Origin of the sequence: Shewanella sp. SM21 (genome assembly GCF_025654335.1) — a bacterium.
Taxonomy (GTDB): Bacteria; Pseudomonadota; Gammaproteobacteria; order Enterobacterales; family Shewanellaceae; genus Shewanella; species Shewanella oncorhynchi.
Window position 1 is genome coordinate 58,139 of the sequence record NZ_JAKKRL010000009.1, and the last position, 21,594, is coordinate 79,732.

Here is a 21,594-nt window from a genome sequence, read left to right on the forward strand (position 1 = left end):
TTCATCTTCCATGATGAGCACAATTGCCAATCCATTTTTGGCTCAGGCGGGGATAGTGAAACATGCTAGCCGTTAATTCAATGAATAAATTTCATTTTTTCATCTTGAATTAAGTTAACACCATCACAGAAAAATAGTAACAAACTGATTTTAAAGCATAAAAAATTTATAAGCACAATATTTGAGCACTAACAAAATATATTTAAACCAGTATAAATAAACAAAATAAACACCAAATAACATCAAATTAAACATATAAGAAACAATAGCCAGATAAAACTCAGACTTAATAACTGAATTTAAATTTATAACAGGATTTAAAACCAGTTGATTACAGTAAAGCAGAGAGATGAAAGGGATGACAGCTAAATATATGGCACTAACACTAGTTCAAGTCCGTGAGCCAGCAGGTGTTGCTGTTTGATACTAATCTGGTGTTGATTTAGCCAAACGGCTAATTTTTGCCAATGCTTTAACTCGGTATTTTGTAAATACTTAACCTGTTTCGCTTGCTTGTCGAAATCATCAGTAGAATTAATTTGTGCTATTGCCAATAACTCAGCAGGTGCTGTCAGCGCAAGTTGTGGCACAAGGCAATGGGTCACGCCCATTAAAGTATGGGCGATTTGTAACCCTGCGGGATCTAAGTCGGTAAAGGCAATGATCGGTAATTTATTTGCCATCGCTTGCAAAAAATGCCGCACGCCAATCGGGGAATGATGACCGCTACCTCGGTAGATAACCATCACATGAGTTAAATCCTGTGGTAAACGCGCTTGATAGATAACATCAAATACATCCAAATTTTCAACCACTAGGATGGCTGCGACATTGAGTTCATGGCAATGCTTTTGTGCTTCATCCAAAGGAATTCGCAGTGATGTGCGAGTTGAAATCCCAGTTGGTGAAGATTCGAAACCTAGATACTTCATCAAAACGTATTCGGCTTCGGGGCGGATCTTAGCGAGCTTTTCATCGTGACTTTTGGCGGACATCGCCATGCGATCGACATTAAAATCAAGCTGCCTTAAATCAAGCCCCATTAACGCCAACACGCTTTGCCTTAGCAGTTCAAAATCTTTGGGCGCAAAACACAGATACTTTTCGGATCCGTCTAACTCACCCACTTCTAACTCGCGGTAAATAGCGCGCCAGTTAGCCGTGAGCTTAACCTTGGGAGAACGCTTAATAAAAGCGTTCTCCAACAGTTGTAATTGTTGTTGGCCTAGGCGAGCCATAACTCAACATCGCGAATGATAAAGTTGCCGCTATAGATGGGATGCGGTTCGCCCAATGGCTCAAGCTCAAAATACGCTTTGTGCTCATCGGGCAGACCTTCGTAGCCACCAATCACTTGATAAATCCAGCTTTCAGCGTCCCAAGGCAGTGCTTTATCCGCCAGATATTCCAGCGCCGATTGGCGCAGGCCAGACTCAATCACATCGACGAAATACTCATCCACCGCTTGTTTGAGCGGATTATCCGGCACATCAAAGTCTTCACTTTGGGTGATAGAAACGGACACATCATGCTCACGAACCGCCGCAATCACGGGATGACGGCTGATAGCTTTAATGTGCGCGACTATGCCCATCAACTCCAGTTCTTGGCTGGCGTTATGCACATCTACCGCAGCAGGCGCGAGCAAGATTTCAGCGCGATTGAATAGACTCGGGATTTCCTTGTGGGACACATGGTCTGCAGGCCGATAATCCGGATGCAAATCAGTGTAGAGCAACCAGCCCTTGAGTAAACGGGTACGGCCACGGATTTGTCTGAAGCGGCCTAAGAGTTCGAGTAAACGCCCCTGCACTACGCTCAGTTCCTGGGCGCAGTCGCTCATAGTTTCCTGCAAAGTCGTCACTAAGAGCTTGCGCAGTTCACGGATATCGCCAGCAATTTCGCCTAGCTCACTAAACTGGAACATCTCTAAGCCATTAAGCAATTCAGACACTTGGCTTTGAGCTAATTCGTTTTCGCGGATCTTAGCGTTGATCGTACCAACGTAACCGAACTCGTTATTAATGCGGCCCCAGAGCACCCGGATTGAATAACGCAGACTGTCGGCGAAACTATAAACATGCTCGCTTAAATCTGATAAATAGGCCTCGGCCGCGCTGTAATCTGAGCTATGACGCGCCTCTTTGTAATGGTCGGCCAAGGTTTTAATGGTCGCTAAGGCGGAGCCGACATTAGAGTCGATTTGGCGATTGCGCTCGTCACTTAAGCCTTCTTCGAGCAAGGCTCGCACAGAACGCTTAAGCCGCAGCTCCTGATCTGGCTCTGGCCGCCATAAAATCCCCGCCTGTTTAAGCTTTTCGACCACGCTTGGATCGTGCGCATCCTCATTAAGAGAGCCCGCCAAATAGGTGTCCATAATGATGTCAGCATGGCGACCTAACTGCTTGAGCAGTTTCACACCCGCCTGATGTAAGTTACTGCTCATCATGGCCTCCTTGGTCACAGCTTTTACCTAGGTTTAACAGTGCCAACATTAGATTAAGTCCCGCTGGGTCGCTGTTTCCGCCTGCGCTTCTAGGCTTAAACCTTCAGTTTCGTCGATAAACCGAATGACTTCATACAAATAATCCAGCTTGCCCGTGGCGATATAGATTTGCTTCTCCGCATTGGGGCGCACTAAATAGCCGAGTTCGACTAAGCGTTTGAAGACTAATTTGATTTGCGCATCGCTGTTGGTACTAGTCGAGCCAAATAGACGATATTGGCTGAGTTTGGCTAACTGCTCACGGAACGCAGGCGTGTCTTCGATACGGCTTTGCAGCTCGGTTAAACGCACGGGCGCACCTTCGCTCAGCGGCGCATCTTGGCCACTGGCTTCTTGCACTAATACCAACCATTCCACCAGCGGGATCAATGCCTGACAGATATCTTTAAACTGCGATGAAATCACTTTACGTTCGCTATCGCCGAGCTGCAAATAACCGCAGAAGAACACATCACCTTCGGCGGCAGACGCCACAGTACGGTTGATTTGATTGAGATAAGCTTCGACCCGCTCGCGGGTGCTGCTATTTTTAAGGGCGCGCCAGCCTTCTTCATTAGTGGTGCGGCAAATAAACTCGCCCTTGAGTAACAGCTCAATCAAAGCGCCAGTGCCAACTAATACGGTTTGGGTTGCATCACTCATTAGATGGCCTCCTTCGACAAACGCTTATTCAACATGTCTGCAATTGGGTTGACCTTAGGTTTTACCACCTGCAACTTCTTAGTTTGTTTGTTGATAATGTAACGGTTGGCGAACAAGTTCAGCACCTCAGACTCAGGGTTCGGGAAGGCGCCCAGCACACAAATATTGTTATTTTCGCAGGCGTCAAAAATCTTCTTCACGTTGGTATGGTGCAAAGTGCCCAACTCATCAATTGGCCAGTGAATGGTCACATCGGCGCGTCCACGCAGCAAGCGCGTGAATGCCAACAGGAACTTACACAAAATCAGATACGCCATACCGTGGCTTGAGGATTCGTTAAGTTGTCTATCGGTGCGGATGATTAAGTCGCTGTTACCTTCTTTAAGGCGCAGCTCGATTTCCAGCAACTTAGAGATGCCCCCCGTTAACGCGGCGCGGCCGATAATGTCTAAGGCGCGGCGCATGCTGTTGGTGTAATCCTCATCGGGTAAACCATTAAAGCCATCGGCTTTCCAATGCTTAAAGGCTTTGACGAACTGCTCAAGCTCAGGCCAGAACTCTAACTCACTGATGCGCGAACGAATACGTACAGCCGATTCAGACACGCCATCGAGGAATAACTCTTCGCCCACTTCGCGGGTAATGCGCGCACTTTGGGAGGCAATGCGGCGGTCGATATCGGCTAACACATCGTAGAAGGCGGTTAAATCGACGCCGAAAATCCGTCCTTGCTCACGCAGCGCAGTAATCGATTGCGGCACGATCACGTTCAGCAATTGCTCAAGCTGTGGCACTAACTTACGGTAATCCAGCAGACGAATACCTTTATCGTTGATAAAGCTCGATTCTTCGCGGGCACGCTCCCAGGTTTCGGCAAGGCCCGAACCTGACTTGCTGGCGATCACTGAGTCAAAATGCTCCACATATTGCTTCACTGACCCCATCAGGTAATCGCGTTTTAGCAGCAAATCTTCACCTTGGCGCAGACGCTCGCCTAGGCTGCCTTGGGCTTCTTCGTTATTGGCAGGTAACTTAAGCTCGGCCAATTTGCGCATTACGGCGCGTAACTTCGTTAAGTTTTCAGAAGCTTCAACCTGCGCCGCATCGGACGCTTTACGCTCGGTTTCAAGTTGTTGACGACAGGCCTTAACATCCTGAGTTTTCGCCTTAAGCTGTTGATCGATTTCCGATACCGCGCGCTTCACATCGCTAAGCTGAGTTTGCAGTTTAGGTTTGCGCGCAAGCCAAGTGTGTTGATACCAATCGTCAAAGCGCAGTACGTCGCTACGACGCTGCTCGGCGCGGCTGATTTTGGTTTCTAACTCACGAATTTGTTGCTTGAGTTTGAGGATATTATCCTCATCCACACCGCGGGATTTAAGCTCGTTTTTGTACCAAGTCTCGCAGGCTTTCTGCTCGATTTTGGCGCTTTCGCGGCGTCCTTCAATAGTCGCTTTAATTTGGCCGAGTTGGTTGTCGAGCGCGCCGATGACTTCCTGCCAATAGGCATTCTTTTCCATGCGCGCTTCGAGCGCTTGCTCTTTTTGATCTTCGAGCCAGAGTTCGTGCTGATGTTTAAGTTGTTTTAGCTCACCATCGAGTTGAGTCAGTCTTTGTCCCGCATGGGCTTTGCGCTCGCTCAATGCTTTGTTGATTTTCTCTTGCTCGCTGCGCTTTTCATCAAATAGGCGACGCAGATCGTCACGGCTATTTTTGTACGCTGTGCGGGCAAAGGTCAGTTCACGGCTGAGATTATCTAACTCGCCATTAATGGCCACCAGCTGAGATTCGGCCTCGGCCTGCATTTCTTGGGCACTAGTGTGGGCTTCTTCGGCTTTACTTAACCGAATACGCAGCTCTTGTTCGGAGGCGGCATATTCAGGCACATCGATCGCTTTAAGATCTAAATGCACACCAAAGAAAGCTTCGCTCGATTCAGTCACTAAGCTTGGATGTAAATCAGTGCGATGCAGTAGTTCAGGCGCGATCACTTTACCTAAACTTTGCTCCCAGCCTTGGGATTCTTTACGCAGAAACTCCAATAGGGTGTGGGATTGCGGGAACAGCATATGGTGCAGTTCATCCAGCGCAGTTTGACGCTCGTTCACCCTTAAGGTGGCGATACGCAAGGCTTCGTTGGCTTGGTCACGTTTGGCTCTTAGCTTGCGTTCATCGCTACTTAAGCGTTCAACCTTGGCATTGCAGCTTTCTTGTTCTTCGTCGGCGCGGTGAATACGTTCGTCGAAAATCGCTAGACTTAGCTTTTCTTCTTCGGTGTAAGTCACACCATCGACACGCAATTTAAGCTCGGCGGCAGTGAGTTTGAATTGGTATTCCTGCTCGCTAAAGCTAGCCTTGCCCGCATCCATTTGGTTGCGCCATTGCAGCTCTAGGGCGTCAATATCGGTGCGCGCCACTTCACGTTGTTTATCGCGGGCTTCACGCTGCTTGTCTTGGTCGGCATGCAAACCTTCAAGCTCGCGGTTTAACTGCTCGCCAATCTTACTGCGACGAGCATTGTAGGCCGCCTCAATGTCTTGGTGCTTCTCGGTTTGCAGCTTATGGCGTTCACTTAGGTTTTCAACATCGGTGCGCCAGTTCGGCAGCATCTCAAGATCGGCCTTGGCTTGCTCTATGTTCGCATCTAAAAAGGCAGCATGCTGATCTTCAATGGCATCGAGCTCATACTCGCACTTTGCCACATCGCCCTTAGCTGCCGATAAATCGAGATTGAGCTCATCGCGCAGCTCTTTCCATTCATCATCGAGCAATCTTAGCTTTAAATTCAGTTCTTTAGATAAGGTTTGCTGAATATCTTGACGATCGGCTTCTAAGGTTTCATCGTTGCGATAACCACGGGATAAACTCGATAAACGCAGTTCGGCGCTAAGTAGTTGGTTAAATTCTTGTTCGAGTTTTTCAAACTCAGGACGAATAACTTCAAAGCCTTGGATAAGTTGGCTCTCACGGATCCACGCCTCAACGCGCTGCGGGTTTAAGCGTGAGCTGGGCGGATTAACCCCGTCCTCCTCTAAAATGGCGGCGATCATGGATTTGACCGTCTCCATCTTGCCTTCTTTGGAGTGCACCGCTTTGGCGAGTTTTTCTATGTGGCGCAGCGAATGCTCGCCCTCACACAGGGCAAATTGGCGTGCATAACCGCGTAGTTCACTGCGGTTGCTGCCCGTGCTTAATAGGGTGCGATCGTTTTGAATAATGGCGCGATATTCACGGGTATTAAGCAAATTAGTGGTGGCGATGCCGGCACGTTTTAAATCACGGCCTAATTCCGCCATGGTGTGGCACAGAATAGTGTCGCCATTTTGCGATTTAATATAATCGCTTAGCTCAAAACCTTTGGCAATAAAGCGATAGTTAACGCCCTTACCATCGCCCGCCGAGGCCAACACGGCTTGATACAGTAAGCCATCGGCCTTTTGATATTCGTAAATGATGTAGCTTGAATCGTGTGGCAAATACCAACGCTCGAAACTGTCGCGGGTCGAAGGCACCACTCGGCTTGGGTATTCGCCATAAAAAACAGGGACTAGACGTTGTAATGTCGTTTTACCCGAGGCGTTAGTACCACAAATGTTGGTATGACCATTGAGGGCGAGTTCCACCACGCCCGGAAGGTGCGTATCAATCAGCACAATACGAATCAAGCTTGCCATTTCATTCCTTATGCAAAAAGGAGAGTCTTATCTAAGCTGCAGAAGCTTCTACACAAATAAGAGAAAACAATCCAAGAGGGCCACTGACGTTAAAATCGTCACTGTAAATAAACACTTTAAAAAAGTGATGTTAAAAATCGTGGCCTAAAAATAGTGCCCCTAAAATAAGGCAATCACAGTGTATTGGCAATTAAGCGGCGATGCACTAATGCCTTGGCTCACATCTCAGCCCATTACTCAGCAAAAACATAACCCTATAGCTAGGCTCAAATCAAACGGCCAATGATACGACAACTTAGCCAAAATAGGCGGCTAACAAAGCGGCAATTAGCGCGATAAAAGGTAAATTCCAGCGGATTTATTCGAGACGCAGGCGTTCGGCGATCCGGCTGTAGATCAGCATCATTTCCGCCAGCGATCCCACTTGCATGCCTTTCATCAAATTGGCACGGTGGATCTCAACCGTGCGCATGGCAATACAGAGACTATCGGCGATCTCTTGGTTCTTCAGTCCTTGGGCAATCAGGTTGAGTATTTCCCGCTCCCTTGGCGTGAGCGCTTGATAAGTCTCAAGATACTGATTGTCTTGATGATGCGCCTTGGTATGTTCCAACGCTTTGACAACCGCTTCGGCTAACTTAGCGCCATCGGCGGGCTTTTGGAAAAAATCCACCGCACCTAATTTAAGCGCATCTACCGCCATTGGCACATCGCCATGGCCAGTGAGATAAATCACCGCTAGCGGACTATTTTTTGCCACTAATTCAAGGTGCAACTGTGGGCCACTCAAACCCGGCATTCGCACATCGACCAGCGCACAACCCGGTAGTGTTAAGTCTACGGCGGTAAAAAAGGCTTCGGCGCTATCAAAGTCGGTGATCTTAAGGCCATAACTTTCAAGCATAAAACGCAAAGAACGACGCACTGAGTCATCGTCATCGATTAAATACACAGGTAAGGCAAGACTCATTATTGGCTCCATTGGGTTCAGGTTTATGCGGTATAGCCACCTGCGCTTGGCAACCGCCACCCATAGCGCTTTCTAGGCTAAACGTCCCACCATGGCTCTCGGCAATATCACGGCAAATCACTAAGCCTAAACCTAACCCCTCTGATTTAGTGGAATAAAATGCTTGCATCAGCAGACTGGTCTCTTCGGTTAACCCTGTGCCATTATCTGTGACTGTCAGCAAGAGCGTGCATTCTTGATAGCGAAGATCGATATCGATCGTGGGTGTGTATGGCTTTTGCGTGATGCTCTGTTCGGTGCCACTGGATTCAAGCTCTAACCGCTGAACGCAGGCGTCAAAGGCGTTTTTCAGCAAGTTAAGCAACAACTGCTGCATGCCAACTTCATCGAGGGACTGTAAATAGGGTTCACCATTTACATTGACGGCAAGGTTTATCTGATGTTGTTCAAACTCATAGGCGAGCAGTGGCACAGTATCATTGACCAACTCATGCAGATACAAAGGTTGTTTCGACACAGGTCGCTTCTTCAGTAAATTACGTAAGCGACTGATAATATTGTCGGCGCGCGTGACTTCCTGCTGGATCAGCGCCAATACAGATTGCAACTCCTCAGGGCTCGTCCCCCGCTGTAATCGCACTTCGGCGCCATGACAATAATGGCCAATCGCCGCCAAAGGTTGATTGAGTTCATGGGAGAGACTCGCGCCAAGCTCACCCGCGATAGCAATACGTTGGGCATGTTCCAGTAACGCACGGTTTTCATTGAGCTGGCGCTGAGTGTTAATCAACTCACGGCCGCGGCGGCTAAAGCGGTATTCAAGCCAAAAATGATACACATTGAGTAAAACCAAAATCCCCAAAACAAGCCAAGCCCATTGTTGATGTAACTTGATCCACTGCCACGCCCTTTGCCACCATGGTGCCTGCAAAGGATGCATATCGAGATCTTTAAGCAGTTGATCGATCGCAAGCTGACTCACGGCCGTGGTCCAGCCCGCAGAATCAGCAGACTTAGCGGCGAGATGATCTTCAGGCAGCGCCAGCAAAGCTTGAGTCACACTTTTAGCCAGAGACTGGGAGGCGCGATTGGTCTTTGCCATAGACCAGTTGGGATAAAGGTGAGTCGAGACTTGGCAATTAAATCCCGCAGGCGCTTGATTATCGAGCACTCGATAATGGCCGATGTTAATAAGACCTTCCGTCTGCATCTGCTCAAGCTGACACACAGGCACCACAGCCGCATCCAGTCGATTATCTTTCGCCGCATCATCACCACTTTTTTGATCATCTAACTGATAAATCAAGTTATCTAGCGGGAACCCCAGCGGAATAATCTCACCCACAAAGCGAGGCAAATCTATGCCCTTTAGCTGCGCTTCGTACACTAAGGTCAAGTAACCACCAAAGGCATTTTTCGATACGATCCCGAGTCGACGTCCCTTAAGATCACTTAAGGTGTGATAGGGTGAATCGGCGCGCACCACCAGCGCCGAGCCCACTTGCATTGCCGCGCCATTATTTAACGGACTGCGCAGGGTCGCCAACCAAGTAAGGGAATATTGCCGCGCCAACAACACGGATTGCCCTGGGTTAGTGATCACAAAATCGAGCCCTTGGGTTTCAACACCCTTGGCTAACTCATCGAGGGTAAGAGGGTGTAACCTAAAGTAACTGTTGGGAATTTGGGTTTCGAGCCACCCCATCAAAGGTTGCCAGCGGTTGATGGTTGCCTTATAACCGCGGATGGCTAACACGCCAACATCGACCACTTGATAACTGGGCTCTTCGATAGCAACTTGAGCAACAACCTCAGGGTCAGTTAATCCCAAATGCGCACTTTGATTCAGTGGCTCCGCAGCAAACACCTTAACCGAAGCCTGCAAGCATAGGAATAACACTGCGTTCCTTGGCCTTTTCCTCGATATTGCCACGGAATGTGGAGTGCTTAGAATCGATAACGGCCACTTGAGCGATACAGCGAAGCGAAACACAGTTTTCATCATCCTCAATAACATGAAGTGCAATCCTTTATCCCCAGTCACTCACACTAAAATCAAGTCCAACTCAAGCTAAGAAAAGGCCAAACTCAAGTAACAAAAAATAAAACCCTAGCATTTTGAAGGCTATTCTAACGGATATTTGTTGCGCTAGATCAAGTCCACACCCGATATGTGGAAAACCACTATAGTTATGCCGCCTCCCCTTTTACAGAATGCCTGTAAACCTCGCCATAAACCTTAACTCTAGGTCTATGAGCCAGTTTATTCGCCATCTGCAAGTAGTGAAGGAAATCTGTATGGACAAGAGTAAACGTCAGTTTCTCGGCAAAATGGCCAGCGTCAGTGTTGGCGCCGCACTCATCCCTGTCGTGCAAGTGTATGCACAGGATGATAAGCGCAGCCCTCAAATGCACAGTGCCAGCGAAGGGCAAGTGGGTAAACGTTACGGTATGGTAATTGACTTGCGCCGCTGTGTGGGCTGCCAAGCCTGTACCGTCGCTTGCACTATCGAGAATCAACCGCCCCTCGGGCAATTTCGCACCACAGTGCAGCAGTATGAAGTCTCGCAGCAGGAAAATACCACTCCGCCTGCGTTTTTAATGCTGCCAAGACTTTGTAATCACTGCGAAAACCCGCCCTGCATCCCCGTTTGTCCTACGGGCGCGACCTTCCAGCGCAAGGACGGCATAGTGGTCGTCAACAATGAATGGTGTGTTGGTTGTGGCTATTGCGTGCAAGCCTGCCCCTATGATGCGCGCTTTATCAACCACGATACTAATACCGCCGACAAATGTACCTTCTGCGCCCACAGGTTAGATGCAGGATTACTGCCTGCCTGTGTCGAAACCTGCGTAGGAGAAGCCCGTGTGATTGGCGATCTGAATAATCCCAACAGCCAGATAAGCCAACTGCTTGCCGCCAACAAAACCGACATCAAGGTGCTCAAACCGACGGCCAACACTGCGCCACGGGTGTTCTACATCGGCATGAGCAGCGCTTTTCAGGACAAGATTAGCGGCCAAGCCCCCGTTAGAACCTTACTTACCGATACTGGCGAGGGGATCCACCATGGTCATTAAAGAAATCTTTACCCCTGATATCGCCATTACTTGGCTACCTTGGGCAGTACAATACTTTTTTATGATGGGGCTCGCCTACGCCAGCGTATGGGTAGCGACAATACATTTGTTTAGCCAACCCAAACCCGATGACAGATTGCTGAAGCTCTGCGCCTGTTTAATGTTAACCGCAGGCATAGTCGCCCCTATCGCCTTACTCGCCGATTTACACCAACCGCTGCGGGCTTGGCATTTTTATGCGCAAGTTCGCCCTGATTCTTGGATGTGGTATGGCGCCTTTTTACTGCCCGTATTCTCGGGCACCAGCGCAGTGTTTGCTTGGCTGCTACTGCGTCAATATCTGCCTAAGCACACCACGAATCAAGACTCAGATTGGGTGAATAAAATAGGCCAATTATTGAGATTCGGTGATTGGAACAGTGACAAATTCATCAAGCCGATCGCACTGATCACGGCCCTGAGTGCCTGCAGTATCGCCCTCTACACTGGCATGGAAACCATGGCCATTGAGGCGCGGCCACTATGGCATACCTATTGGCTGCCACCTTTGATGGCAATGAGCGCCCTGCTCGCCGCCTGCGGCACTTTGGTGATACTGAATCGACTATTAAAGGGCTACCAACAGCGCACCCAAGACAGCCTATTACTCTGGGTAAGAGCGAGTTTTGGTCTATTCGCCCTATGCCTTATCGGCTGGGCGTTATTCGATAAGGGCTCGGCCCCCGAAGCCGCATTATTGCTTGAAACCAGCCCAAGCTGGCAACTTGCTGCAATTTGGGTACTGGTCACACTCGCCGTGCTGGCACTGATGCTCGCCATTCGTCACTTACCCAATATGGCAATGCTAATCGTCAGCCTCACGGCCATTCACCTTGCGTGGGGATTTCGCTGGATAGTGCTAATTCAAGCGCAAACCGATCCTAAATACGGCGCGGGGACTTACCTCTATCAACTGCCTTGGGGACCTGAAGGGCTATTAGGCATAGCTGGGACTTTCGGCCTCTGGTTAGCATTAATGGCGCTGGTCTCCGAACTTATTCGCCACACGCCTGCGGCAAAACTTGCTCGCTGAGTACCCAATTAGTTTACAGAATTAAGGAGTCCATCATGGATAAGAGTAAACGTCGTTTTATCAAAGGGGCCGCTGTCACGGGTGGTGTGGGATTATTTGCTGCGGGTTATAGCCATACATTAGCGCAAATAGGCAAAGGTGTCGTCAATGGTACCTCAGGAAAACCAACCCAAGATCCGCTGCACGGCAATTCCTTAACACCTGAATACAAAGTCGATTTACAGTCAGGTCAGCTGATCAGCAATGACGATCAACGCATCGCCAATACTATGTGCTTAGGTTGCTGGACCAAATGCGGCGTGCGCGCTCGTATCGATCAAAAAACCGATAAGATCATCCGTATCAGCGGTAATCCTTATCATCCGTTGTCATCGCGGGAACATATCGATTTCGATACACCGATCAAAACCGCCTTTGTTGGGCTTAGCGCCTTTCAAGAACAGGGGCTGCAAGGACGTTCCACCGCCTGCGCCCGCGGTAATGCCATGCTAGAACAATTAGATAGCCCACATCGCGTCACCCAATGCCTTAAACGCGTGGGTAAGCGCGGCAGCGGCCAATGGCAGAGCATTAGCTTTGAGCAATTGCTGAATGAAGTCGTCGAAGGCGGTGATTTATTTGGTGAGGGCCAAGTCGAAGGGCTAAGAGCGATTCGTGATATCGCCACGCCACTCGATACCAATAATCCAGAATATGGCCCTAAGGCCAACCAGTTACTGGTCTCAAACGCCTCCGATGAAGGCCGCGATGCCATTATCAAACGCTTTACCTTCAACAGCTTTGGCACCCGAAACTTTGCCAACCACGGCGCTTACTGTGGCTTTACCTACCGCGCCGGAGCAGGCGCTTTATTGGATGATTTGAAAAAATACGCCCACTTGAAACCCGATTGGGATCATAGCGAATTTTTACTCTTTATCGGTACCTCGCCGCAACAATCGGGCAATCCCTTTAAACGCCAAGCAAGACAATTGGCTAACGCGCGGGTGAATAACAGCAATTTCAGTTATGTGGTGGTGTCACCCATGCTACCCAATACCTCGAATCAACCTTGCGCGGGTAACAATACTTGGCTGCCGATCCGCCCCGCCACCGACTCGGCCCTCGCCATGGGAATGTTGCGCTGGATTATTGATAACCAGCGCTACGCCGCCGATTTTTTGAGTGCACCCAATGTCGATGCCGCAAAAGCATCAGGTTACCGTGGTTTTAGTAACGCGGGCTTCTTGATCGTCAGCGAACCTACCCATCCAAGATATGGCCAATATCTCTTTGCCAGCGATCTTGGCTTACCTTTCGACGGCAAAGCCTATGGCGAGCAAGACTCGCAGTTGGTTGTCGATGCCGCGAGTGGCGAGATAGTGTTGGCGAGTCAAAGCCTGAAAGCCAAGCTCGACGTTGACCAAAGCGTCGACACACCTAAGGGAGTGATTGTGGTTAAATCCAGCTTCCAACTGTTGAGTGAAGCGGCGCACAGTTTCGAAATGGCACGCTATGCCAAGGAGTGCGATATCAGCGAGGCGCAAATTATCGCCCTCGCGGATAAATTTACCAGCCATGGCACTAAGGCTGCGGTGATCTCCCACGGCGGCACAATGAGCGCCAATGGTTTTTATAGCGCTTGGGCGATCATGATGCTCAACGCCATGATAGGTAATATCAATTTAAAAGGTGGCGCATTAGCTTCCGGTGGTTCCTTTCCCGCCTTTGGTAAAGGCCCAAGGTATAATCTGCAGGAGTTTGACGGCATGGTCGAGCCTAAGGGCGTATTCCTATCGCGCTCTAAATTCCCCTACGAGAAAACCTCAGAGTATCGCCGTAAAGTCGAAGCGGGCGAATCGCCTTATCCTGCAAAGGAGCCTTGGTTTCCGATTTCATCACCCTTGCTTGGCGAACATTTAACGGCGGCGGTACACGGTTATCCCTATCGACTCAAAGCATGGATTAACCACATGGGCAATCCGATTTATGGTCAAGCGGGCCTAGGTGAAGCCATTGGTGAACAACTGAAAGATCCCAAAGTGCTGCCACTGTTTATCAGTATCGACAGCTTTATTAACGAAACATCGGCGCTATCGGATTATATCGTGCCCGACACATTAACTTACGAGTCATGGGGTTGGAGCCCTTCTTGGCATGGGACTCTGACGAAGGAAACGACAGGTCGCTGGCCGATTGTCGAACCAAGGGTCACAAAGATGGCCAGTGGTGATGTGGTGTGCATGGAGTCTTTCTTGAGCCAAGTGGCGATAAAACTGCAACTACCTGGCTTTGGCGAAAATGCCGTTAAGGCAGCAGATGGCAGCTTACATCCGTTAACGCGCGCAGCGGATTACTCACTCTATGGCGCCGCCAATGTAGCCTATTTGGGTAAAGCCGTCGCCGATATTAACGCTGAGGACATGTATCTTAGCGGTGTGAGTCGTATTCAAAGTGAGCTCAACGCCAGACTCAAGCCAGATGAAGTCAAAAAAGTCAGCTACTTATTTGCCCGCGGCGGCCGCTTTGAAAATATGAGCGGTGCACGGGATGAAGTGGGGAATCCAACCAAGGTCTGGCCAAAACCTATGATGCTGTGGAATCCCGAAGTGGGCAGTCGCCGTAACAGTCTCACAGGGGAATTTATGAGTGGCTGTCCGCGCTTATATCAACCCGCCTTGGCCGATGGCACGCCGCTCGATAAGGCGTTTGATAAGTCACAGTGGCCGTTGCTGATCAGCAGCTACAAATCCCACACCATGAGCTCTATGAGTATTGGCTCGGATCGTTTGCGCCAAGTGCACCCTAATAATCCGGTGCGGCTGAACGAGAAGACCGCCGCTCGCCTTGGGATCAGCACTGGTGACACGGTCAAGATCAGCACGCCCAACGGCAGCGTGATTGCCTTAGTGGAATGTGTTGCCGGAGTGCACCCTGACTGCATCGCTATCGAACACGGTTATGGCCATAAGGAACTCGGCGCGCGGGACGTAGTGATCGACAACCTTAAAATCGCCGCCAATCCGCTGATCCGAGTCGGCATCAATATGAACGACTTGAATCTGTTTGATCCGAGTCGCCACGGCCGCTACCCGCTGGTGGATTGGGCAAGTGGCGCTTCGGCCAGACAAGGGCTACCAGCTAAGATTGAAAAACTAAGCTAATCGCCGAGCAAAGATGACACTTAAGAAGCTGCCCTTTGGCAGCTTTTTCTTTAGCGTTAATTCAATCTGATTAAGCCGAATTGCCTCATTAATGTTTTCTAGCTATGCCTATTCGCGAATAAACCGAGGAATTGTGATCTTTTTTACTCAATCTAGGTATATAGATCCCGATCACGCGTTTCATAGAAATAAACCACATATTAAAATCACAGCTATATTTATCAGTATATCTAGCTCGAAATATCGAGCTTTCAATAAAGAACTGCAGTTTTTGAGTCAGTTAGACTCATCAGGAGTATCTCAGTGTTCAACTCTTCATTACGTAAAAGCCTAGAAGTGAGCGAAAGTAAACGCCAAGAGGCGGAGTCGATCATCGACTCGATTAAACACAGTATTGCCACAGTAGAATTTACGCCTGATGGAATAATTCTCGATGCTAATGCGTTGTTTTTAAAAACGGTAGGTTATTCACTTAATGAAGTCGTAGGCCAACATCACAAGCTGTTTTGCTCGGCGGCTTATGGTAATTCTGCTACCTACCAGCAATTTTGGAGCAATCTAAAAGCAGGTCATCCACAGGAAGGCAATTTTGCACGAGTGAATAAAAATGGCCAAGAGATCTGGCTTAGAGCGACTTACTTCCCCATAAAACAGGCAGGTAAAGTCGTTAAAATAATGAAAACAGCCGCTGATATCACCCAAGATAAGCACCAACTTGACGACCAAGCGGCCATTTTTAATGCCTTGAATCGCTCGCAAGCCATTATTGAATTCACTACCGATGGCACGATTTTAAAAGCCAATACTAACTTCTTAAAGACAATGGGCTTTAGCAAAGAGCAGATTATTGGTAAACACCATCGTATTTTCTGTTTTGATGAGTTTTATCGACAAAATCCACACTTTTGGGACGATCTAAAGCAAGGTCGATATAGCAGCGGTCTCTTTGAACGTAAAAATGCTTATGGCGATTCGATTTGGTTAGAAGCAGCATACAATCCTATTATGGATGAGCAAGGTAAAGTGGTTAAAGTGATTAAATTTGCGAGCGATATCAGCAAACGGATCGAGCAAAGCCACGCTGTACGTGAAGCCGCCAATATTGCACTGACCACGTCACAACGTACCGTCGAGCAAGCAGAACAAGGCGTACATTTACTCAATGCGACCGTAAATACCTCTAATGCTATTGCCGAGCAAACCCATAAAGCGACCTTGGCGATAACTCAACTCAATGAACAATCTCAAAGTATTCAAGCGATAGTCGCAACCATTAGTTCGATTGCCGATCAAACTAATTTACTAGCATTAAATGCCGCAATTGAGGCCGCACGAGCGGGGGAACAAGGCCGAGGTTTTGCCGTTGTCGCCGATGAAGTAAGGCAGCTTGCTTCCAGAACCAGTAAATCAACCAGTGAGATTGCCGCCGTCGTCACTAAAAATACACAACTCACCACAAGTGCAACTAGCATGATGAACGAAGTTGAAGGTATTGCACTGGAAGGAAAACAACAGTTAGCGGAGGTAACATTGGTGATGGGAGAAATACGTAGCGGCGCGGAAAACGTCTCAGCAATCGTGTCGCAGCTATCAGTCAATAACAATTAATTGCTAGCATTTAATCGCGCTATCAAGGATTGCATGGCGCTTTATCTAAAAGACAAAACGCCAACCTATTGCTTTTACGTCAATCAATAATCAGTTTTACGACCTTCATAGGTGGCGCGCATTTGCTGTACAAGAACCTCATCGTAAGCACGTAATCCACTCATCACTAAGGTTTTGATACCTGTGCCAACTAAAGTGTCGCCACTGTGTAATTCAAAGTGCAATGTCACATCGCCACGTTTACCATCGATTTTTAAATCTTGGCCAACGAGTGATAAGGTCACTTGCACAAAATCGAGGGTGGTTAAGTCAAACGACATACTTTCGTAAATCACTAAAGGCCGTTCTGGGTTGATCATCACTTGATGTTGTTTCATCAAAGGGATCAGGATATCGATAAAATTATGCCCAGAGAAAGCAACATATTGACGAATAAAGGATTCGGTCTGCGCATCGCAGCAACTCACATCGCCATGACGGCTGACATTAAGATAGGTTTTTTCACGACTATCGCGAATCGAAAAACTCTCGCTCACTTGTTCAGGGAATTGCAGTTCGACGCTATCCCCCACCATACCCGCAAAGCTAAACTTCATGCTCTGGCTCAAACCATATTGAGTCAATACTAGGGCAAACAGTAAATCTCCCGGTACGCAAAAGCGTTTTGCCCCCACATCGTGGATAGGATTAAAGTCCTGCGCAATTTTCTTCGCGAAGTCACTGGCTTGTTGTGCTGAAACGGAAATAGCTTGATTTTGCTTAGAAAAATAAGGCGCTAGAAACATATAAACTCTATTTGTAATAACTCAATACAGGGATGGATAACAAAATTATCACGAGTTTACCTTAAATTAGGTATTTAACTCACCCGATGACTTGACCCACGTAAGGCGTACAAAGTAACACCCTGCCCACATTTGTAAAGCCAAACAAATGACAGGGGTATCAGGATCTGTTGACGTTTCAGGTTCATTCTGCAGATATTAGGCGGAATTTTATGCAAGATAGAGCCTTTATGGCGTGATGACGCGACATATAACAGCCGATAATGCCGCAGAAATGTTAGCTAAATAAGGCCGTTTTCATCACTCGTGACTCATTTAAAATAACTCAACATCATTTATCGTTTGGCGAGCAATACCTTGTCAGAACAAATAACATCTAAAACGTAAGTATTGCCTAGCCACCGATAAGCCAAGGAATAAATCGTTAGACCTTTTTAAATTCACGCTTTAACTGAAAACCATCGTCAGTGGCTAACTGCTCTAGCACTTCGATACGCTGACGAAGGATAGCTAACTCGGTCTGAAAAGCTTGGTTTTCGGCCACTTGCTCACGCGTCGACACACCTTGTTTGTTGCGGATTTTCATTATAGCGACCACATATCCACCAACAATTGCGAGTATTGGGATAAGTAAAGCGAGGGCACCAGTGTTCATAGTCATTTCCTTTATCTATTGGCGTTATCGTTATCAAGCTCAACATTTAGATCTGCTTATGACGCTTAATCAATGTCAAAGTCAGAACATGGAAATAAGTATGCGCAAGACAAACGCAATCAACCAGTGACAAAAGTCATGAGATTTAGCGAAAAAGTGTCATTCCTTATCAAAACTATCCACAACAATAGCGCCCATAGAGGCTGGCATAGTGATCACTATGATCCGTTTTATAGAGGTTAGTGGATCCTCAAAAAATGGCACTTTATCGAGGCAAAGCAGCACGAGGAAAACCACGAGGGCTGTGAGCAAATACGCCACCACGATACGAAAAATAAACACAGGAACGCGGGAAGCAATATTCTGTTGGAACACGCTGTGATAGGTGAATACCCCAAGAAAGAGCAGCGATAAACTAAAAAGCATACCGATATTCAATAAAGGTAAAGTCTCACCGAGATGCCACGCTTCCTCAGAAAATGCAACGGGGACCGCAAGGGCAAAAGCCCCTACGCAAACTTGACTCGCATCTTCGGTGTTAAAACTAAATTTCATGCTGATCGCTCCCTAATCTTCCAATCTATTTGATTAGTCGAAAATAACGTTCGGTGAAGATGCGCTTATTACTGGGGTATTAAGTGCGATACAGCACTTTAACCACATGCCAGCCAAACTTGGTTTTCACTATATGTGGCACCAGTAATTCACCTGAAAATGCAACCTTATCGAACTGTGGCACCATTTGGCCTTTTTTGAACTCGCCTAAATCGCCACCTTTTTTGGCCGAGGGGCAAGAGGAAAAACGCTTAGCGAGCACAGCAAAATTAGCACCATTATTCAGCTGCTTAACAATATCCTCAGCCTGTTCTTTGTGTTTAACTAAAATATGCACAGCGGCAGCGGTTTTAAACATGTCATTTCTCACTTTGGATTAACGTCCCGTGCAAAGGGAAGATTGGCGCCCCGAGTTTGTCCTCGATCACACCACTTCCATCGGCACAGGTTCTACTGACTAAAAGGTTTTAGATCCAACGCATAAGTGCGTTATTGGCCCATTATCGACCCTATTAACCTAGAAAATTTTCTGCCACCACTGCAAAGGGTCGCCGCAGTTATTCACAGGACGATAGGTCGCAGCTAATGCCGGAAGCGCATCAACATTGCTGCAAGTGGATTCCTTAGCCACACCTGTATCTCGGTCAAAAAAGCCCTTCACTACGCCGTTCACAGGGATTGAGCGCAGACTAATAGGTGGACGTTCCTTTAAGAAGGCAAGATACACGGCCATGGCGCCACTACTACCATACAAGCTGGTTTTACCGTTATCGTCACGACCAACCCAAATGGCGGCGACATTACGCTCATCAAAGCCCGCAAACCAAGAGTCGCGGCTGTCGTTACTGGTGCCAGTCTTACCCGCAAGTCCAACACCAGGGAAGGCATTACCTAAACGTGTCGCCGTTCCCGTATTCACCACTTGCTGCATAGCAAATTGAATTAAGAAATCTGTCTCAGGAGCTATAGCTTGCTCTTTAGGCAATCGCGTCACTGGCAATGGGTTCTTATCAGAATCTAGCACAGCGGTCACTGTGGTTAACTTACGGTAAACACCGCTATCAGCTAAGGTTTGGTACACTTGCGCTACCATTAATGGCGAGCCATTGACGGCGCCGAGTAACATGGAGGGATACTCGTTTAACGGCTCCTGCCAACCCGATTTAGCCAATGTTGTGGCGACCGCATCCACACCCACAGCAATTCCAAGATTTACCGTCGGTACGTTCATCGACTTTTTCAATGCCGTTAACAAAGGCACCTGACCACTGAACTTCTTATCAAAGTTTTGTGGTGACCATGTCTTACCTTGCTCACTTTTCAAGGTAATAGGTTGATCTTTAAGAGGTGTCGCTAAGGTAAATTGGCTATTAGGTGCCAGAGCCGTAGCATACACAAAAGGCTTAATTAACGAGCCAATAGGACGACGAATTTCAACCGCGCGGTTAAAGCCATCAAATCCTGGGGTTTTATCGCCGACCATAGCCGCAATACCGCCCGTGTATTTGTCGGTCACGACCATACCAATCTGCAATGATTTATTGCTCTTATCTAAGCTTTTGAGGGTTTGAGTCACCGCAATTTCGGCGGCTTCTTGGGCCATAGGATCGAGCGTGGTATAGATTTTCACCCCAGATTGCTTCAATAGCGCATCGCCATAACGCTCGTTCACTTCCTGTTTTACCAGAGCGAAGAAGGACGGCAATTTCTGGTGTGCTGGTTTATTGAGATTACGGATCCCTAAGGGGGACTCTACCGCCACCTTGTACTCAGCCGTGGTTAAATCCCCCGCATCCATGAGTAAACGCAATACTAGATCACGGCGTTCTTGAATACGATCCGGATATTTCCATGGATTGTAGTAAGACGGTCCCTTAATCGCAGCCACTAAGAATGCCTGCTGGGAAATAGTCAACTCACTGATAGGACGGCCGAAATAGAAACGTGAGGCCAACCCCATACCATGGACGGCGCGGGATTTATCCTGCCCCATATACACTTCGTTAAGATACGCTTCGAGGATTTCGTCTTTGCTGTAACGAAAATCAATAATGACCGCCATTAAGGCTTCGCGCACCTTACGCAGCAAGGAACGCTCACTCGAAAGGAAAAAGTTTTTCGCTAACTGCTGAGTTAACGTCGAGCCACCTTGCACAGTGCGACCGGCGCTGATGTTCACAAAAGCCGCGCGCGCAATCGCGAATGGATTCACACCATGGTGTTCATAAAAACTACGGTCTTCCACCAGCAGTAACGCCTGCACGATCGACTTTGGCATTTCTTCGGTCGGCACAAACAGCCTGTCTTCACCGTCGCCAGTAATAATGCGGTCGAGCAATACTGGCTCAAGGTGGAATATGGCGAGTTGACGCTTGTCTGAGACTCGAGTGACCGAACTGATGCCATTGCTGTCGAAGCTGATCATGACTCTTTGTTCGACTTGATCGCCTTCTGGATGCAAAAACGGTCGACGCCACAATTCAATACGAGTGCTCGAAGCCGAAAACTCTCCCACTTGGTGCGGGTTAGCGACTTTGCGATAGCCGAGCAACTTAAGCTCAGCCATCATTTGCGGATGGCTGACTGCCGCACCAGGGTACAGCGCCATAGAACGACTAAACACCTGTGCTGGCAAATGCCATTTTTGGCCTTCAAATTTTTGCGCAATAATTTGATCAAGATAAATGCTGTAAAAAGTCACTACAGCTAATCCAGCCAAGCCTAATTTCCAACTGATAGACCAAATTCGTCGAAATAAACCGCGGCCATGATTAGCCCGACGGGAAGCGGGTGATTTTTTTGTCGTCTTAGTTGTCATATCTACTTCATCATTCATGCATTTAAAGACATCAGCCATAGGCACAAAGCTAACGTGGTGCGAATCAAAGTGTTTCATAACAAAA

General features: G+C 48.0%; 15 protein-coding genes. 4 read left to right on the top strand and 11 right to left on the bottom strand.

Annotation, left to right across the window (positions count from 1 at the left end; translation table 11 throughout):
- Window positions 1-365: 365 nt before the first annotated feature.
- From L5L94_RS13495 to L5L94_RS13520, 6 genes are all read right to left on the bottom strand, one after another.
- Window positions 366-1,238 (bottom strand): hypothetical protein, encoded by an 873-nt coding sequence (locus L5L94_RS13495; RefSeq protein ID WP_263163602.1) that lies wholly within the window; start codon window positions 1,236-1,238, stop codon window positions 366-368.
- The gene (locus L5L94_RS13500) at window positions 1,226-2,446 is read right to left on the bottom strand and encodes a phosphoenolpyruvate carboxylase (RefSeq protein ID WP_131525493.1); all 1,221 of its coding nucleotides are present in this window, start codon (window positions 2,444-2,446) and stop codon (window positions 1,226-1,228) included. The genes L5L94_RS13495 and L5L94_RS13500 overlap by 13 nt, the downstream gene beginning before the upstream one ends.
- Before the next feature lie 48 nt (window positions 2,447-2,494).
- Entirely contained in the window at window positions 2,495-3,148 is a 654-nt protein-coding gene (locus tag L5L94_RS13505) for a hypothetical protein (protein ID WP_006080105.1), read from the bottom strand.
- Window positions 3,148-6,822 carry an ATP-binding protein gene (locus L5L94_RS13510; RefSeq protein WP_263163604.1) on the bottom strand — a complete coding sequence of 1,225 codons (3,675 nt, stop codon included), beginning with the start codon at window positions 6,820-6,822 and terminating at the stop codon, window positions 3,148-3,150. Before L5L94_RS13510 ends, L5L94_RS13505 begins: the two co-directional genes overlap by 1 nt.
- A gap of 358 nt (window positions 6,823-7,180) precedes the next feature.
- A complete protein-coding gene (locus L5L94_RS13515; protein ID WP_212599661.1) occupies window positions 7,181-7,792 on the bottom strand; it encodes a response regulator transcription factor in 612 nt (203 codons plus the stop codon).
- Window positions 7,758-9,809 carry a sensor histidine kinase gene (locus L5L94_RS13520; RefSeq protein WP_263163606.1) on the bottom strand — a complete coding sequence of 684 codons (2,052 nt, stop codon included), beginning with the start codon at window positions 9,807-9,809 and terminating at the stop codon, window positions 7,758-7,760. The genes L5L94_RS13515 and L5L94_RS13520 overlap by 35 nt, the downstream gene beginning before the upstream one ends.
- 281 nt (window positions 9,810-10,090) lie before the next feature.
- Between L5L94_RS13520 and dsrO the strand changes: the two genes are divergently transcribed.
- The 4 genes from dsrO to L5L94_RS21820 all read left to right on the top strand — a co-directional run bounded on the left by dsrO (window position 10,091) and on the right by L5L94_RS21820 (window position 16,696).
- Window positions 10,091-10,873 (top strand): sulfate reduction electron transfer complex DsrMKJOP subunit DsrO, encoded by a 783-nt coding sequence (dsrO, locus tag L5L94_RS13525; RefSeq protein ID WP_263163607.1) that lies wholly within the window; start codon window positions 10,091-10,093, stop codon window positions 10,871-10,873.
- Window positions 10,863-11,945 carry an NrfD/PsrC family molybdoenzyme membrane anchor subunit gene (nrfD, locus tag L5L94_RS13530; RefSeq protein WP_263163609.1) on the top strand — a complete coding sequence of 361 codons (1,083 nt, stop codon included), beginning with the start codon at window positions 10,863-10,865 and terminating at the stop codon, window positions 11,943-11,945. Before dsrO ends, nrfD begins: the two co-directional genes overlap by 11 nt.
- Before the next feature lie 35 nt (window positions 11,946-11,980).
- The gene (locus L5L94_RS13535; protein ID WP_263163610.1) at window positions 11,981-15,088 is read left to right on the top strand and encodes a tetrathionate reductase subunit A; all 3,108 of its coding nucleotides are present in this window, start codon (window positions 11,981-11,983) and stop codon (window positions 15,086-15,088) included.
- A 303-nt stretch (window positions 15,089-15,391) separates the two neighbouring features.
- Window positions 15,392-16,696, top strand: a complete 1,305-nt coding sequence (locus L5L94_RS21820; RefSeq protein ID WP_113939130.1) for a methyl-accepting chemotaxis protein — start codon at window positions 15,392-15,394, stop codon at window positions 16,694-16,696.
- 83 nt (window positions 16,697-16,779) lie between these two features.
- On the opposite strand, the gene L5L94_RS13550 is transcribed toward L5L94_RS21820, so the two are convergent.
- From L5L94_RS13550 to mrcB, 5 genes are all read right to left on the bottom strand, one after another.
- Complete coding sequence (locus L5L94_RS13550) at window positions 16,780-17,481, bottom strand: DUF3581 domain-containing protein (RefSeq protein WP_131525486.1); 702 nt, start codon at window positions 17,479-17,481, stop codon at window positions 16,780-16,782.
- A 424-nt stretch (window positions 17,482-17,905) separates the two neighbouring features.
- Window positions 17,906-18,136, bottom strand: a complete 231-nt coding sequence (locus tag L5L94_RS13555) for a hypothetical protein (protein WP_113939132.1) — start codon at window positions 18,134-18,136, stop codon at window positions 17,906-17,908.
- 159 nt (window positions 18,137-18,295) lie between these two features.
- Window positions 18,296-18,691 carry a DUF2391 family protein gene (locus L5L94_RS13560; protein ID WP_105250257.1) on the bottom strand — a complete coding sequence of 132 codons (396 nt, stop codon included), beginning with the start codon at window positions 18,689-18,691 and terminating at the stop codon, window positions 18,296-18,298.
- A gap of 79 nt (window positions 18,692-18,770) precedes the next feature.
- Window positions 18,771-19,049 (bottom strand): peptidylprolyl isomerase, encoded by a 279-nt coding sequence (locus L5L94_RS13565; RefSeq protein WP_006084190.1) that lies wholly within the window; start codon window positions 19,047-19,049, stop codon window positions 18,771-18,773.
- Window positions 19,050-19,208: 159 nt separating this feature from the next.
- Window positions 19,209-21,527 (bottom strand): penicillin-binding protein 1B, encoded by a 2,319-nt coding sequence (gene mrcB, locus L5L94_RS13570; protein WP_219251092.1) that lies wholly within the window; start codon window positions 21,525-21,527, stop codon window positions 19,209-19,211.
- Window positions 21,528-21,594: the final 67 nt, after the last annotated feature.